Consider the following 13,446-nt stretch of genomic DNA (forward strand, 5'->3'; position numbering starts at 1 on the left):
CTTGAATACTCTCTGGTACTACCTTGTACTACCATGCACTTCCTCAGACTCTTATAGTTTGGCAGAGCCATTTTACCCTGACAAGCCGCCGACTGTTTTTACGCTTACGTATTAAATACATATTGCGGTATTTTTAAAAATTCATCAGCAGAATAATCATCCTTAAGCAAACAGTTTTTTTCACAAGCTTCATTTTTATATCTGCAAGAAGTGCACTTTGAGTAACCAATTGCCTTTGCCATGTTTTGAATCAAACTATTCCAGTCAGGCATTCCTTCGACATTGCAAGAAACTCCCGCACCAACGAAAATAACCAATTTTCCTTGTTCAGCTTTTTCTCGAAAAAGGCCAATATATTCAAGCAGTTCTTGATTGCTCATTATAAACTCCTTTTTTGTAATAATCTTGTTATTTAGTCTTATTCTTGTTGTTTGGCTTTACTAATCGTCCCGCGCGCTTTCAAATAGGGATCAGCAGCGATTACTTTGGCAATAGCTTCATTCTTTGCCACAAAACCACTCCCTAACTACCCCCAATAAGCTGGAGTTTATTTGCTTATGGTTCAGCAACTTTATTGTGCTGAACCATCCGATAGCACCTCACCAAATCCAGCATAAACTCCGGAAACAACCATGCCCGGAACATCTCTGCTATCTCTGGATGCGCTGTCGTCCCGCCGCCCTTGCCGCGGCTTGTCTGCATCCCCATCGCCTGCGTCGTGTTGATCCACAGGGACGGTGTCAGTGTAGTGCCGGTGGTCTTGACCGTATGGATCAACTCATCGCAGGCGACCTCTTGAAATCTGGGGTTGTAGATCTTCTCCCACATCCGCAAGTATTCGATGGTGGTGTTGCTCCTCATCCAGCTCTGTATAAGATAGCCGGGACTGGAGGATTTCTTCTCCTTTGCGATTTCCGTCATGGAGACATAGGGGTTCACATGGACCTGCTCGGCCCGCATCTTCTCACCCAGCGGTGAGGGGAGAAAGCCAGGGATCTTCCGCGTGTCCAACTGCTCAAACAGCTTTTCAGAGAATTCATCTGCCTCTGCTTGGGTGATGAATCCTTTTTTCACCGCCCGCCGCAAAACTTTTTCCGTAGATATCTCATAAGTCCACAGCGCCTCGATTTGCGCTTCTCTGTCTGTCATGGCAAACACCCCTCTCCATGTAAAAGTGCTGATAGGGATATTATACCAGACAGCCCTCTGCAAGGATAGCCTTAATTCGAGAGCATCTCGAAATGTTCCGCACATTGTAGCTCAATCTGTAAACTGCCATCAGACTGAACCAAAATAACATCGACCTTGTTTTTGATCTCATCTCCGTCAAATGTACTCAGTCCCAACTTCTCACAAAGGACTTCCTTGATCCTGTCCTCCGATATGGAAGGCGAATGCTGACAGAACTTTTTTCCGTGTTCAACCCGATTGGCACAACGCCAGACGATCTCGCCGGATGGCCGGGTAATACGGCGGTAATTATGGCCACATTCCGCGCAAACCAAAAGGCCGCTCAGTACACTCTGCGAGTTGTACCGGGTGGCCTTTCTCTGATGGGTATCCTCATCTATATTGCTCCGCCGGCTTTTCTCTCCCTGCACCAAAAAGAAGTCGTCAAAGCCGACGATGTAGCCGATGTACTTCTGATTGGAAAGCAGATTGCTGAGAACTGGCTGTGTCCAGCGATCCTTGCCTTTAGGGGATGGAATATTACTCTTGAACAGAAAATCAGCAATCCCGCCCAGGCTCATGCCGGAGAGGTATTGCTGATAGATCATTCTCACGATATTTGCTTTTTCCTGATCGATGGCCACATGGCCATTTGGCGCGATATAATATCCGTATGGGACGCCCATGGCGAAGATGCTCCTCTCTGATTTTTAATGTTACTTATATGAAAGTTTTCTCTAAGGCATCATAGAAAAGTCAAGGATATGTGGATTATAAACTTGTGAAAGGGCCACAGAACCTGATATAATCCTCTGATTTTACTGTTTCTGGAAAAACAGCGCCCCTGAAATAGAAAGAAACCTGCTTTTGACCTAAATCAAAAACAGGTTTCTTTTCTGGTCCGAGTGGGGAGACTCGAACTCCCGGCATCTTGCTCCCAAAGCAAGCGCGCTACCAACTGCGCTACACCCGGATATGGAATTTTCCAACTGTGGTCAAATATGGGGTCAGCGCCGGTTTTTGACCAGTTCCCGGCGAGGGGCAAAACTCCGTCAGTCTTAGCGTCCCAGAGCTTTCCGGGATTTTAAGAAAGTGCGGCTCGAACTCCGGCCTCACGCTCCCAAAGCAAGCGCGCTACCAACTGCGCTGCACCCGGTTATAAAACTGTTGAGCAGTCCGGCAAGACCAAGCTTGAGTGGAGGAGTGCTCAGAAAAGGATCTGGGCATTTGCTCATACCCATACCTGCACAGTGAACATTATTATAATATATGCTGGGAAGGATTGCAAGAGCCCATTTAAATATGATATGATGCTCCTTGCGAGGTGAAGTTACTGATGCGAATGCGAAAAAAGCCCAATCTGGCGCCGCGGATGGAGCGCTGTGCCCGTGTATTGATTTCCGATCCCAAGGCCCTGCGGGGCCACTGGCAGAGTCTGATGCCCCAGGCAAAGGAACTTTTCCTGGAACTGGGTTGCGGCAAAGGCCGCTTTACCGCTGAGACTGCGGCGCAGAATCCCCAGGCCCTCTATATCGCGGTGGAACGGGTCCCCGACGCCATGGTCATTGCCATGGAGCGGGTATGTGCCATGGACCTGCACAATGTCTTTTTCATTGACGGTGATGCCGCCGATCTGACAGAGATTTTCGCCCCCAGCGAAGTGGACCGTGTCTACATCAATTTCTGTGATCCCTGGCCGGGCAACCGGCACGCTAAACGCCGGCTTACCCATCCTGATTTCCTGCTGCGCTACCGGCAGGTGCTCTCCCGCAAAGGGAAGATCCACTTCAAGACAGACAATCATGATCTGTTTGAGTGGTCTCTGTTCCAGTTTCCCAAGGCTGGCTTTCAGCTCTCCCAGGTCACAAGAGATCTCCACGCCAACGGTATCTGCGGCGTTATGACGGACTATGAGGAAAAGTTCCACAATATGGGTACTCCCATCAACCGGTGTGTGGCCTCCGTGGGACCCTTGCCGGGTTCTTGCGAACTGTAAGATTGCAGCTTTCGTAAAGAACAGGCTTTATGCCGCAACAGGAAAGCCCCTGCAGAATATCTGTTCCTACAAGGATGGATATGCTGTAGGGGCTTTTTATGATCTGGTTCCATTTCCAGAGTTATGAGGCACACCTGAACCTATTGACACACAAGAAGTTTGGGAATATACTTAACGAAGTTAAATAGTTGGAGGAAACTATAGTTATCATGGAATGGACCGATATGATGCACTACCAACAGCAGATCCAGAAAGTGATGCGTTCCCTGAGCCCTGTGGGCAAATCTATGCTGACAGCCAGTGAATGTGAGCTGCTGGCACACCTGTATCTGAAACCTGAGCAAAACACCCCCGTTCTGCTCAGTCAGAGCAGCGGTATGAAAATCGAGGCGGTAAGCCGCTGTCTGAAGTCGCTTTCCGAGAAAAACTGCATCACAAAGCGACGGCAGACAACAGATGAGCGAAGCTATCGGTTGTTTATGACGGAAACCGGTCTGGCCGAGTTGAAGCGGGGATATGAGCGCATTTTGCAGCCCTTCTACGACCTTTGGCGGGGCTCCAGTGAAGATTTTGAGGCATTCATGTATTATGCGGACAGACTGGCCGCACAGATTGAGAAAGGACAGGAAAAAAGTCGTGACCATGAGATTCTATGACGCGCTGCAAATGGACCCCTCTGTATTGAAGCGGAAAATCTCCGCTTGTGATACCGGGAAGGAGAAGGCATATTACTGGACCGCCATAGCTGTGCGCTCCGTGCTTATCGTGGCCTTTGCCATTGTGTTTATCAGCCTGCTGTCCGGTGTGTTTGGCGCTGACAACACCCCCCTGGCGGTGGCACTGTTCTGTATGATGCTGGGCATCCGGTTTGTCAATTTTGAATACTGCATTGGCGACTCTCTCGTAGCGCTGGCGGCGGTGCTGGCCATTCTGGTTTTGGTCCCCAGCGCAGCGGCGGTGGTTCCGCCGGTGCTGCTGATCCCCCTGCACTTCGCGGCCTTTTTTGCCCTGCTTTATATGACCACTCAGCGGCCGGAAATGGGCAACGGCGGCCTGTACAGCTTTGCCTATATCTATCTGACGGGCAACCCGATGATGGGAGAGTCTCTCATCCGCCGGGGACTGATGGCGCTGGTGGGCTATCTGATTTGCGGCGCCATCCTGTTTGCCAAGCACCGCCATCAGCACAAAACCACACGCTTTCATCATGTGATGGGGAAGTTTGACCTTTCCCAGCCGGTCCACCTGTGGCAGCTGCGTATGGCCCTTGGCGTGAGCCTGGTGATGACGGCCGGGCAGGTGTTTGGTGTGGAGCGGTTTATGTGGATGGGATTTGCCTGTGCTTCGCTGCTGTCCCAATACCCGTACTCCGGCAGCACCATCGCCCGGTTCCGCCAGCGGCTGGTGGGCGCGGTGGCGGGCTCCTGCGCCTTTTTTTGCTCTATCTGGTGACGCCTGAGCCCTTCCACCCGTTGATGGGGCCGCTGGGCGGCCTGTGTCTGGGCTTTTGTACCGATTACCGGTACAAAACGGCCATGAACTGCTTCGGAGCGCTGATGCTGGGCACCGGGATCTATGGGCTTCAGGGCGCGGTGCTCCTGCGCATCGTGGACACCCTTCTGGGTGTGATATTCGGCTTGGTGATTGCTGCGCTGTTCCACCGGCTGGCGGCGGTGAGGCTGCTGCGGCCGGCAGACGCTGACAGTTAAGTCAGATCAGAAAGGTGTGATCCATATGCCGATGCTTGGTGCCGTTCTCATGCCCCACCCGCCGGTGCTGCTGCCGGAAGTGGGGAAAGGCCGGGAGGGGGAAATCAGTGCCACCGGCCGGGCCATGGATACCGCCGCCGCGGAGGTGGCCCGATGGAATCCGGACGTGCTCATCGTAGCCTCACCCCACACCATTTTGTACGGGGACTACTTCCACCTGGCACCGGGTGGGGGTGCGGCGGGTTCCATGTCTGCCTTCGGTGCGCCCCAGGTACGGATGGAGGCAGCATACAACGTGTCTCTGCGGGATGAAATCGTGGAGCTTGCCCGGGCCGACGGCCTGGAGGCCGGAACACTGGGGCAGCGGGACCCGGACTTGGACCATGGGGTACTGATCCCGCTCTATTTCCTGCGAAAGGCCGGAGTCCGGTGTCCCATCGTGCGTATGGGGCTGTCCGGATTCTCTCCGCTGGACCACTACCGTCTGGGCAGATGTGTGGCACGGGCGGTGGAAAGGCTGGGCCGGAGGGCGGTGTTTGTGGCCAGCGGCGATCTCTCCCACAAGCTGAAGCCGGACGGCCCTTACGGTTTTGCACCGGAGGGTCCGGTATTTGACGAGGCGGTGACGGCGGCCATGGCCTCCGGGGATTTTTTAAAGTTCCTTACCATGGATCCGTCTCTCTGCCAGCGGGCGGCGGAGTGCGGCCTGCGCTCCTTTCAGATGATGGCGGGGGCGCTGGATGGATTGGCGGTGGCGCCTCGGCTTCTGAGCCATGAGGGCACCTTTGGCGTGGGCTACGCGGTGGCCCTGTTCCCGGTGACGGGGGAGGATTGCGCCCGCTGCTTTGCGGATGCCTGTGAGAAAGCCAGGCGAGAACGCCTGGATCAGCACCGCGCCGAGGAAGATCCCTGGGTGAGACTGGCCCGCCTGTCGCTGGAGACCTATGTGCGTACCGGCCGGCCGTTGGAGGACCTGCCTGATGACCTGCCGGAGGAACTGACCGGGCAGGCTGCGGGGGCCTTTGTATCCCTGCATGTGGATGGCCGTCTGCGGGGCTGCATCGGCACCATTGCACCCACTCAGGTAAATGTGGCCCGGGAGATCGTGCAGAATGCTGTGTCGGCGGGTATCCGTGATCCCCGCTTCCCGGCGGTAGGGGCCTGTGAGCTGGATCAGCTGGAATACAGCGTAGACGTACTGGGCCAGCCGGAGACGGTGAATTCTCCCGCTATGCTGGACCCCAGACAGTACGGTGTCATTGTCAGCTGCGGGCAGCGGCGGGGGCTGCTGCTGCCCGACCTGGAGGGGGTGGATACGGTGGAGCAGCAGCTGGACATTGCCCGGCAGAAGGGGGGCATCCGCCCGGAAGAGCCCTGCCGGATCCAGCGGTTCAAGGTGGTGCGTCATCTGTGAGCGTCAAATGTGAACTCTGCTTTCATTGCTGCAGGCTGGAGGAGGGACAGACCGGCCTGTGCCGGGCCAGAGGCAACCGGGGCGGGCAGGTGGTTCCCCTCAACTACGGCAGACTGACGGCGCTGGCCCTGGACCCCATTGAGAAGAAGCCTCTGCGCCGGTTCCATCCCGGCAGTATGGTGCTGTCGGTGGGCAGCTTCGGCTGCAATCTGGATTGCCCCTTCTGCCAAAACGCCGGGATCGCCGGGGCGGGGGAGGAGAGCGCTACGCAGTTCTGGTCCCCTGAACTGCTGGCGGAGGAGGCGGTCCGGCTGAGGAGCCGGGGCAACATCGGTGTAGCTTACACCTACAATGAACCCCTGGTGGGCTACGAATATGTGCGGGACTGCGCCGCCCTGGTCCGTCGGGCAGGTATGTATAATGTGCTGGTGACCAATGGAACGATAGGGGCGGAACCTTGGAAGGAGCTGCTGCCGCTGATAGATGCGGTAAACATCGACCTGAAAGGCTTTTGTGAGGGCTGGTATCGGACCCTGGGCGGGGACCTGGAGGCTGTCAAGCGGGCCATCGTGCTGGCCGCCAGTACTTGCCATGTGGAGGTGACCTCCTTGATCGTACCGGGCGGAAATGATGGGGAGGAGGAGATGGAGGCGTTGGCCCGCTGGCTAGCCTCAGTCGGCCCCGACATTCCGCTGCATGTCTCCCGCTTTTTCCCCCGCCGCCGTATGACCGACCGGCCGGCCACGCCGGTGGAAACGGTCTATCGTCTGGCCCGCATCGCACAGGCGCATCTGAGGTATGTGTATACGGGAAATTGCTGAGGGGGATACCTATTTTATATTAGAATGGAACGCGGGATACTGTTCGGATGGAGACGAACAGTATCCCGCATTTTGAGAAAAGAAAAACGGAGCAAGCGTAACGCTTGCTCCGTTTTGGCGGAGAGAGAGGGATTCGAACCCTCGAGACGCTATTAACGCCTACACGATTTCCAATCGTGCGCCTTCGACCAACTCAGCCATCTCTCCATGGTGAGTGCTCTACTGCATCGCTCGCTTGGGACGAGCAACGGATTATATTATAGCAGGTTTTTTGCCTACGTCAAGAGGTAAAACGAAAAAAGTCAAAAAATTTTAGCAGACCATGGAAAGCGGCGGGAAGCGGGGAAACAGGGCTACATAACTAATATAATAAGGTTAACCGGATGGGCCGGTGGCAACGGGAAGCAGGAGCAGGAAGAAACGCCCCGAAGGAGTAAAAAGGAGGGAAGAGGGGCACAGCTCTTGTTTCTTTTTGTTATTATTTGTATCCAGTTATGTCGACAAAAACGGCAAAAAAGTTGCGACAACAAAAAATATTTTAAGTCTGAAACCATTGGGGCACAAGGGATTCAGAAAATCATGCAAAATTTCCTATTGACTTTTTGAATGCAAAGAGGTTACAATACGGTTACAAAACAGTGACCAACAAGTAACAGTCTGTAACAGGAGGATTCCTAACAATGAAAAAACGAGCCCTTTGCGCGCTCGCGAGCCTGGTCCTTTGTGTGTCTCTGACCGGCCCTGCGTACGCTGCTGAGAGCGGCGTCAGCTTTGAAGTAAACGGTACGTCTCTGGTGACTGAGTTTGCCAGCAAAGTAGAGAATGGAACGACGTACGTGTCTTATTGGCCCATCGTGCAGGCCCTCTATCCCGAGGCTGTCGCCGTATGGAACAACGGCCAGGCGGAAGTGACCGCCACCGGCCTGAAGCTGGAAATGAAGCCTGGAGCCAAGTATATTGTGGCCAACGGCCGCTACCTGTATGTGGCCGACGGCGTGAAGCTGGAGAACGGCACGGTCATGGTGCCGGTGCGGACCCTGTGCCAGGCGCTGGGCGCCCAGGTCACCTGGAACGGCGATGACAGCGTGATTGCCATCACCTCCGGCAGCGGTCCCATCGCTTCCGGTGACAGCTTCTATGATCAGGAGGATCTGTACTGGCTCTCCCGCATCATCTATTGCGAGAGCGGCAACCAGTCCATGGAGGGCAAGATCGCCGTGGGCAACGTGGTGCTCAACCGCGTGGCCAGTCCTCAGTTCCCCAACACCGTGTACAGCGTGATCTTCCAGCGCAATCAGTTCACTCCGGCCTCCAACGGTCGGATCCAGCGGACGCCCCCCGCTGACTGCGTGATTGCTGCCAAGCTGGCTATGGAGGGTGTCAACACTGCAGGCAACGCCCTGTACTTCATCAACCCCTCCATCTCTTCCAGCAGCTGGTTCAACCGCAACTGCACCTATGTAGCCACCATCGGCGCCCACGCCTTCTTTGCGTAACCAGAATCCCCGCCGCGTATCTGCGCGGCGGGGATTATTTATGCAGTCATCGTGGAAAAGAAAATTTCAAAAAAACATTGACAAGGACGACGGCCTATAGTATAATCTTTTTTGCATTTGACCTGGACAGGACGTGGAGAGATGTCCGAGTGGTTGAAGGAACCGGTCTTGAAAACCGGCGATGTGGAAGCATCCGTGGGTTCGAATCCCACTCTCTCCGCCACACTTTTCATATGTCAAATTCATTCGGCACGCAGAAGTACCCAAGTGGCCGAAGGGGCTCCCCTGCTAAGGGAGTAGGGCGGGAAACCGTCGCGAGGGTTCAAATCCCTCCTTCTGCGCCAACAAGCCGCAAGCAATTTCGCTTGCGGCTTGTTTTTTATTCATTCAGAACTGGTTTGAACAGAGACAGGAACGCCGATCCCGCGCTGGTCCAGGAACCAGAGTTCTCCGGTAAAGCTGCCGTCGGCCTGGGGGGTAAGGGTGGTATAGGTCGTGCCGTCCTGCTCCTCATCCTGACGGATCAGGATGCAGGCTGTGCCCTCCGCCAGAGGGAGCTGGCAGCTGCCGTCGGTGAGGGCCAGGGCCTCGGCCTCGGTCAGCGTAGTCTGGTCCAGAAGAGCCCCGTTCTCATCCAGCTGGAAGAAGGTGCAGGACATTGTGCGGGGGATCATCTCCATACGCAGTTCAACAGAGAGAGTATCTTTCGTCGTGGCACCGTTGAGGGTGGAGGTATATTTGGTTTCTTGCTTGAGGATAAAGCCGCCGCCGCCGTAGGACTGTCCCCGGGTCAGATAGAGGGAGCCGTCTTCCCGCTGGTAGACCTGGCAGGCTGTCCAAATGTAATCCTGCTGGCCCAGCGCCGGAGTGGCGGGGGCGCCAAAATACAGGGTGCCGGAGAGAGTTTCGGTGTTGCCGTTATCGGTGATATGCATATTGTGGGCCATGTGAGCCACATCGCTTTGGACGGCGACGGTAGCGGAATAGGGGTCATCAGGATCGGTAGGGGGGAGGAAGTCAAAGAACAGAGCCTGCCCTTCCAGATCGGTGAAGGAGTATCTGCCGTCGCTCTGAAGCTTGGCATTCAGGATTTTGAGGTCTCCATAGGTCTCCCATTCCTGGGCAAAGCTATTTTCTGTTAAGGACCGGTAGACCATATAATAGCCTACCCAGCGGTCCTGGGTAGGACTCTGGGCCTCCGGCCGGGCCAGGCTGACCGGCCGGAGCAGCACCAGCAGCAGGACAACGGCGATCCCCAGAACGGGGATCAGGAGCCGGCGGTCAGGGCGTCTCTTTGCTGTCATCATCCTCATCCTCCAATCGTCCGTCGAAGCGCAGGATATCTCCCACGTCGCAGTTGAGGTAGTAGCAGATTTTGTTGATGGTGTGGAAGCGCACGCCGTTGGCCTTGCCGGAGCGCAGGATGGACAGGTTGGCCTCGGTGATGCCAACCTTGGCGCACAGTTCCTTGGCGGTCATATGGCGGTCTTTCAGAATTTCGCTTAAATGTACAGTAATGGCCATGGCGGCACCTCAGATGATGGACTGGTTATCCTCCTGGAGCGCCTTTCCCTGCTGGAGGCAGCGGCACAGCAGATAGAGAGCAGCGGCCAGCACCAGGGAGGACAGGGGGATATACACCCGGAATTGGGATTGAAGCAGCCAGGGGAGGAAGAGAAGTTGGAGCAGATTGCGCAGAAGGGTGAGCAGGGCGGACCATACCACCGTCTGGCGGCAAAAGTCTGCGGTGATGCTGCATCGCTCCACGGACTCCCCGCTGAACAGCCCCTCTTTCAGCACGGCGGTAAGCAAGGCGGCCTGAGCCAGCAGAAAGGCGGTAAATAGATCGGCCGCCAGAGATGGAATGAGCAGAATAAATTGGAGGATCAACCCGCCGATCACGGCATCCGTCATGCTGTCCACCATGGGGAAGAACTCTGTGCCGGAGGCGCCGGACAGGGCCTGAGCAGCCTGACCGGCAAACCCGCCGATGCGGCTGAAGGCGGTGCCAAAGGCCGCCAGCAGGGCGCAGGCCCACAGCAGGACGCGGAGCACTCCGGCCAGCTGCCCGGTCTCCTGTCTCTCCAGGCGGCGCAGCACCCGCAGGACCAGCCAGGCCACCGGCAGAGAGCAGTAGACGCACAGGGAGGCAAAGGGCCAGGTCTGGGGCAGGACCAGGGGGAGCAGGGTGGGATTGACGGAGAAAAACACCATGCAGAACCCTACCGCGCCGGTGAGGGGGAGCAGCCAGTCCTCCCACACCAGAGGTCCCCGGCCTCTTGGCAGTACCAGAAGCAAAAGAGGCAGAAGGACGATTGCCAGGGTGATGGCCCAGGCCCCCAGGTTGCCCCAGGGACCGGCCAGGGAAAGCGCACGCAGCCCCTGGCCCGGCGCGGACAGCAGGTCCGTCAGACCGCTAGGGTCGGCAGCCTGTATAGCCAGCCCCAGCAGGGCTCCCGCCAGAGCGGCACACAGCAGGATCACAATGTGCTTGCGTGTCATGTCCCTCACCTCGAATTATTGTTTTATTTAAGTTCGTCTTGAGCATATCAGATAAATTATTGTTTGTCAATAATTTTTGAGGTAAAAAGAAACTCCGCAGCATGCTGCGGAGTTTCTTGGTTTCCTGGGTCACAGCCCGGCGCACTGGGCTTCGATGTCGGCCTCGCAGTCCTTCATGGCCTGGAGGGTGCGCTCCAGCAGGTCGTTGAGCTCCCAGCCCAGCATCTGGGCGCCCTGGGCGATGGTCTCCCGGGAGCAGCCGGCGGCAAAGCGCTTGTCCTTGTACTTCTTCTTCAGGCTGGACAGCTCCATGTCCTGTACGCTCTTGGAGGGACGCATCAGGGCGGCGGCGCCGATGAGGCCGGTGAGCTCGTCCACAGCGAAGAGGACCTTCTCCATCTGGTGCTCCGGCTCCACGTTGCCCTCGGTCATGCCCCAGCCGTGGCTCACCACCGCGTGGATGAGGGCGGGGTCAAGGCCCTTTTCCTCCATGATCTCCCGCACCTTGACGCAGTGCTCGTCGGGGTACTGCTCAAAGTCCAGGTCGTGGAGCAGGCCGGCGGTGGCCCAGAAATCGGCCTTATTCTCATAGCCCAGCTGGCGGGCAAACCAGCCCATGACGGCCTCCACCGTGAAGGCGTGGCGGAGGTGGAAGGGCTCCTTGTTGTATTCCTTCAGCAGGTCCAATGCCTGCGCGTGGGTCAGTTCCATAGCGGACAGCCTCCTTTTTCTGCTTTGCTGCATTATAGCACAGAAGTGTAGGCAATGCAAAGCCCGCCGGACCTGATTGGGTACGGCGGGCTTTCCGGTTCACGGCTGTACCGGCGGAGGCAGAAAGGTCTGCCCCCCGATGCCCTCCAGCGGAAAGAGGGGGGCATGGTACCGGGCGGCAAAGTGCTCCAGCCGGTCCAGGGAGTCGATCTGGCGGTACTGAGCGCTGATGCGGTCCTGAACGTGGGCGGGCAGGTGGTCAAAATATTCCTGCGCCCGTGAGTCATGGCGGAACAGCACATAGAGATCGGTGTACGGTTGGCGCATACAATCACCCCGCACCTAGTATGCCGGATTGGATGAGCCGCTACACCAGAAAAGGTCTGGAAATGCCTTTAAAAATTCCATGCCGATTTCAACAGAGCCAGGGCGGGGGCCATATCCTCGGCGGCCACCCGTGTGTAGCCCCAGATGAGGGCCGGGGGGCGGTCGGCAGGAGGCGGGGTCAGGTCGCAGATGGAGAGGGGAGAGACCCCCACGCCCACCTCCGCCGCCCGTGCGGCCAGCTTCCCCTCGTTCGACCGCTTGTCCATCCACAGCAGCAGGTGAAGACCGGCGTCGCCTCCTGCAAAGGAGCCCACCTGGGTGAGGCCGGTATCCCGGGCGGCGGCCAGCAGGGCCTCCCGCCGGGCCTTGTATCGGGTGCGGGTGCGGTTCAGGTGCCGCTCGAAGTGACCCCGGTCCATGAAGCGGGCCAGGGCGTACTGCTCAAAGGAGGGAACGGTGGAGGAGTAGAACCAGAACTCCTTCCGCCACCGCTCCAGCAGGTGGGGGGGCAGCACCATGTAGCTGATACGCAGGGAGGGAGCCAGGCTCTTGGCGAAGGTGTTGAGGTAGATGACCCGCTCCATGCTGTCCAGGCTTTGCAGGGCGGGAATGGGGCGGCCGGAGAAGCGGAACTCACTGTCGTAGTCGTCCTCCAGGATGTAACGCCCCGGCTTCTGGGCGGCCCAGCGCAGCAGGGCCTGCCGCCGGGTCACCGGCATGATGATGCCCAGGGGGAAGTGGTGGGAGGGAGTGACATGGACCACCTGGACCTTGTGCTCGTCCAGGGCGTCCACCACCAGACCCTGGCTGTCCAGGGGGATGGGCTCCACCGAGACGCCGCAGCTGCCCAGGATACGGTGGGTCTTGGTGTAGCCGGGATTTTCCACCCCGTAGCGGCCCTCCCGGCCCAGCAGCTGGACCAGCAGGTTGGTGAGTACCTCCGATCCGGCGCCCACGATGATCTGGGCCGGATCAGCCCGGATGCCCCGGAAGCGGTACAGGTGGGCGGCAATGGCCTCCCGCAGCTCGGGCACTCCCTGGGGGTGGGGGGTGTTGAGCAGGGTATCCTCCTGCTGGGAGAGTACCTCCCGCATCAGCTTGGCCCAGGTGGCGAAGGGGAAAAGGGCAGTATCCACCGCGCTGGTGGAGAAGTTGTAGCGGAAGACGGGCCGGGCGGTCTCCTCGGTTGGGGGGAGGGAGTGACATGGACCACCTGGACCTTGTGCTCGTCCAGGGCGTCCACCACCAGACCCTGGCTGTCCAGGGGGATGGGCTCCACCGAGACGCCGCAGCTGCCCAG

16 protein-coding genes and 4 tRNA genes are annotated in these 13,446 nt (G+C 57.3%); 9 read left to right on the top strand and 11 right to left on the bottom strand.

The genetic code is table 11. The annotated features are described in order from the left end of the window. Window positions 1-104: 104 nt before the first annotated feature. The 4 genes from B5G34_RS18585 to B5G34_RS17675 all read right to left on the bottom strand — a co-directional run bounded on the left by B5G34_RS18585 (window position 105) and on the right by B5G34_RS17675 (window position 2,143). Window positions 105-380 (bottom strand): hypothetical protein, encoded by a 276-nt coding sequence (locus B5G34_RS18585; RefSeq protein ID WP_140397295.1) that lies wholly within the window; start codon window positions 378-380, stop codon window positions 105-107. Window positions 381-555: 175 nt separating this feature from the next. Beyond that, on the bottom strand, window positions 556-1,149 hold the full coding sequence (locus B5G34_RS17665; RefSeq protein WP_087340530.1) for a KilA-N domain-containing protein: 594 nt from the start codon (window positions 1,147-1,149) through the stop codon (window positions 556-558). 71 nt (window positions 1,150-1,220) lie between these two features. Next, entirely contained in the window at window positions 1,221-1,856 is a 636-nt protein-coding gene (locus tag B5G34_RS17670) for a recombinase family protein (protein WP_087340532.1), read from the bottom strand. A gap of 211 nt (window positions 1,857-2,067) precedes the next feature. After that, a tRNA-Pro gene (locus B5G34_RS17675) sits at window positions 2,068-2,143 on the bottom strand. 363 nt (window positions 2,144-2,506) lie between these two features. On the opposite strand from B5G34_RS17675, the gene trmB reads away from it, so the two are divergent. The 6 genes from trmB (at window position 2,507) to amrS (ending at window position 7,110) form a co-directional block, all read left to right on the top strand. Further along, window positions 2,507-3,166: a tRNA (guanosine(46)-N7)-methyltransferase TrmB gene (gene trmB / locus B5G34_RS17680; RefSeq protein WP_087340534.1), complete on the top strand. Its 660-nt coding sequence runs from the start codon at window positions 2,507-2,509 to the stop codon at window positions 3,164-3,166. 209 nt (window positions 3,167-3,375) lie between these two features. Then, entirely contained in the window at window positions 3,376-3,822 is a 447-nt protein-coding gene (locus B5G34_RS17685) for a helix-turn-helix domain-containing protein (RefSeq protein ID WP_087340536.1), read from the top strand. Further along, a complete protein-coding gene (locus tag B5G34_RS17690; protein ID WP_343286583.1) occupies window positions 3,809-4,618 on the top strand; it encodes an FUSC family protein in 810 nt (269 codons plus the stop codon). Before B5G34_RS17685 ends, B5G34_RS17690 begins: the two co-directional genes overlap by 14 nt. Next, a complete protein-coding gene (locus B5G34_RS19330; RefSeq protein ID WP_242957118.1) occupies window positions 4,603-4,875 on the top strand; it encodes a hypothetical protein in 273 nt (90 codons plus the stop codon). The genes B5G34_RS17690 and B5G34_RS19330 overlap by 16 nt, the downstream gene beginning before the upstream one ends. A 25-nt stretch (window positions 4,876-4,900) precedes the next feature. After that, window positions 4,901-6,289 (top strand): AmmeMemoRadiSam system protein A, encoded by a 1,389-nt coding sequence (amrA, locus tag B5G34_RS17695; protein ID WP_087340538.1) that lies wholly within the window; start codon window positions 4,901-4,903, stop codon window positions 6,287-6,289. Next, a complete protein-coding gene (gene amrS, locus B5G34_RS17700) occupies window positions 6,286-7,110 on the top strand; it encodes an AmmeMemoRadiSam system radical SAM enzyme (RefSeq protein ID WP_087340540.1) in 825 nt (274 codons plus the stop codon). The genes amrA and amrS overlap by 4 nt, the downstream gene beginning before the upstream one ends. A 115-nt stretch (window positions 7,111-7,225) precedes the next feature. Here the strand turns inward: amrS and B5G34_RS17705 are convergent. Next, a tRNA-Ser gene (locus B5G34_RS17705) sits at window positions 7,226-7,317 on the bottom strand. Window positions 7,318-7,790: 473 nt separating this feature from the next. On the opposite strand from B5G34_RS17705, the gene B5G34_RS17710 reads away from it, so the two are divergent. From B5G34_RS17710 to B5G34_RS17720, 3 genes are all read left to right on the top strand, one after another. Then, on the top strand, window positions 7,791-8,606 hold the full coding sequence (locus tag B5G34_RS17710; RefSeq protein ID WP_087340544.1) for a cell wall hydrolase: 816 nt from the start codon (window positions 7,791-7,793) through the stop codon (window positions 8,604-8,606). 135 nt (window positions 8,607-8,741) lie between these two features. After that, a tRNA-Ser gene (locus B5G34_RS17715) sits at window positions 8,742-8,829 on the top strand. Between the two features lie 30 nt (window positions 8,830-8,859). Then, a tRNA-Ser gene (locus tag B5G34_RS17720) sits at window positions 8,860-8,950 on the top strand. 39 nt (window positions 8,951-8,989) lie between these two features. Here B5G34_RS17720 and B5G34_RS17725 read toward each other — a convergent pair. The 6 genes from B5G34_RS17725 to B5G34_RS17750 form a co-directional block, all read right to left on the bottom strand. Next, a complete protein-coding gene (locus tag B5G34_RS17725) occupies window positions 8,990-9,910 on the bottom strand; it encodes a hypothetical protein (RefSeq protein ID WP_087340546.1) in 921 nt (306 codons plus the stop codon). Beyond that, the gene (locus B5G34_RS17730) at window positions 9,888-10,130 is read right to left on the bottom strand and encodes a helix-turn-helix transcriptional regulator (protein ID WP_087340548.1); all 243 of its coding nucleotides are present in this window, start codon (window positions 10,128-10,130) and stop codon (window positions 9,888-9,890) included. The genes B5G34_RS17725 and B5G34_RS17730 overlap by 23 nt, the downstream gene beginning before the upstream one ends. Window positions 10,131-10,139: 9 nt before the next feature. After that, window positions 10,140-11,108: a hypothetical protein gene (locus B5G34_RS17735; protein ID WP_087340550.1), complete on the bottom strand. Its 969-nt coding sequence runs from the start codon at window positions 11,106-11,108 to the stop codon at window positions 10,140-10,142. Between the two features lie 129 nt (window positions 11,109-11,237). Beyond that, window positions 11,238-11,819 carry a hydrolase gene (locus tag B5G34_RS17740; RefSeq protein WP_087340552.1) on the bottom strand — a complete coding sequence of 194 codons (582 nt, stop codon included), beginning with the start codon at window positions 11,817-11,819 and terminating at the stop codon, window positions 11,238-11,240. A gap of 99 nt (window positions 11,820-11,918) precedes the next feature. Continuing rightward, complete coding sequence (locus B5G34_RS17745; RefSeq protein ID WP_087340555.1) at window positions 11,919-12,146, bottom strand: hypothetical protein; 228 nt, start codon at window positions 12,144-12,146, stop codon at window positions 11,919-11,921. A gap of 68 nt (window positions 12,147-12,214) precedes the next feature. After that, window positions 12,215-13,282 (bottom strand): PLP-dependent aminotransferase family protein, encoded by a 1,068-nt coding sequence (locus B5G34_RS17750; RefSeq protein WP_162609528.1) that lies wholly within the window; start codon window positions 13,280-13,282, stop codon window positions 12,215-12,217. Window positions 13,283-13,446: the final 164 nt, after the last annotated feature.

This window comes from Flavonifractor sp. An82, assembly GCF_002159265.1.
Classification (GTDB): domain Bacteria; phylum Bacillota; class Clostridia; order Oscillospirales; family Oscillospiraceae; genus Flavonifractor.

What these genes read in the sequence shown, in the direction of transcription:
- B5G34_RS17710 (WP_087340544.1), top strand. Translation starts at nt 7,791, where the DNA reads ATGAAAAAACGAGCCCTTTGCGCGCTCGCGAGCCTGGTCCTTTGTGTG.
- amrA (WP_087340538.1), top strand. Translation starts at nt 4,901, where the DNA reads ATGCCGATGCTTGGTGCCGTTCTCATGCCCCACCCGCCGGTGCTGCTG.
- B5G34_RS17670 (WP_087340532.1), bottom strand. Translation starts at nt 1,856, where the DNA reads ATGGGCGTCCCATACGGATATTATATCGCGCCAAATGGCCATGTGGCC.
- B5G34_RS17665 (WP_087340530.1), bottom strand. Translation starts at nt 1,149, where the DNA reads ATGACAGACAGAGAAGCGCAAATCGAGGCGCTGTGGACTTATGAGATA.
- B5G34_RS17735 (WP_087340550.1), bottom strand. Translation starts at nt 11,108, where the DNA reads ATGACACGCAAGCACATTGTGATCCTGCTGTGTGCCGCTCTGGCGGGA.
- B5G34_RS17740 (WP_087340552.1), bottom strand. Translation starts at nt 11,819, where the DNA reads ATGGAACTGACCCACGCGCAGGCATTGGACCTGCTGAAGGAATACAAC.
- B5G34_RS17690 (WP_343286583.1), top strand. Translation starts at nt 3,809, where the DNA reads ATGAGATTCTATGACGCGCTGCAAATGGACCCCTCTGTATTGAAGCGG.
- trmB (WP_087340534.1), top strand. Translation starts at nt 2,507, where the DNA reads ATGCGAATGCGAAAAAAGCCCAATCTGGCGCCGCGGATGGAGCGCTGT.
- B5G34_RS17745 (WP_087340555.1), bottom strand. Translation starts at nt 12,146, where the DNA reads ATGCGCCAACCGTACACCGATCTCTATGTGCTGTTCCGCCATGACTCA.
- B5G34_RS17685 (WP_087340536.1), top strand. Translation starts at nt 3,376, where the DNA reads ATGGAATGGACCGATATGATGCACTACCAACAGCAGATCCAGAAAGTG.
- B5G34_RS17730 (WP_087340548.1), bottom strand. Translation starts at nt 10,130, where the DNA reads ATGGCCATTACTGTACATTTAAGCGAAATTCTGAAAGACCGCCATATG.
- B5G34_RS18585 (WP_140397295.1), bottom strand. Translation starts at nt 380, where the DNA reads ATGAGCAATCAAGAACTGCTTGAATATATTGGCCTTTTTCGAGAAAAA.
- B5G34_RS17725 (WP_087340546.1), bottom strand. Translation starts at nt 9,910, where the DNA reads ATGACAGCAAAGAGACGCCCTGACCGCCGGCTCCTGATCCCCGTTCTG.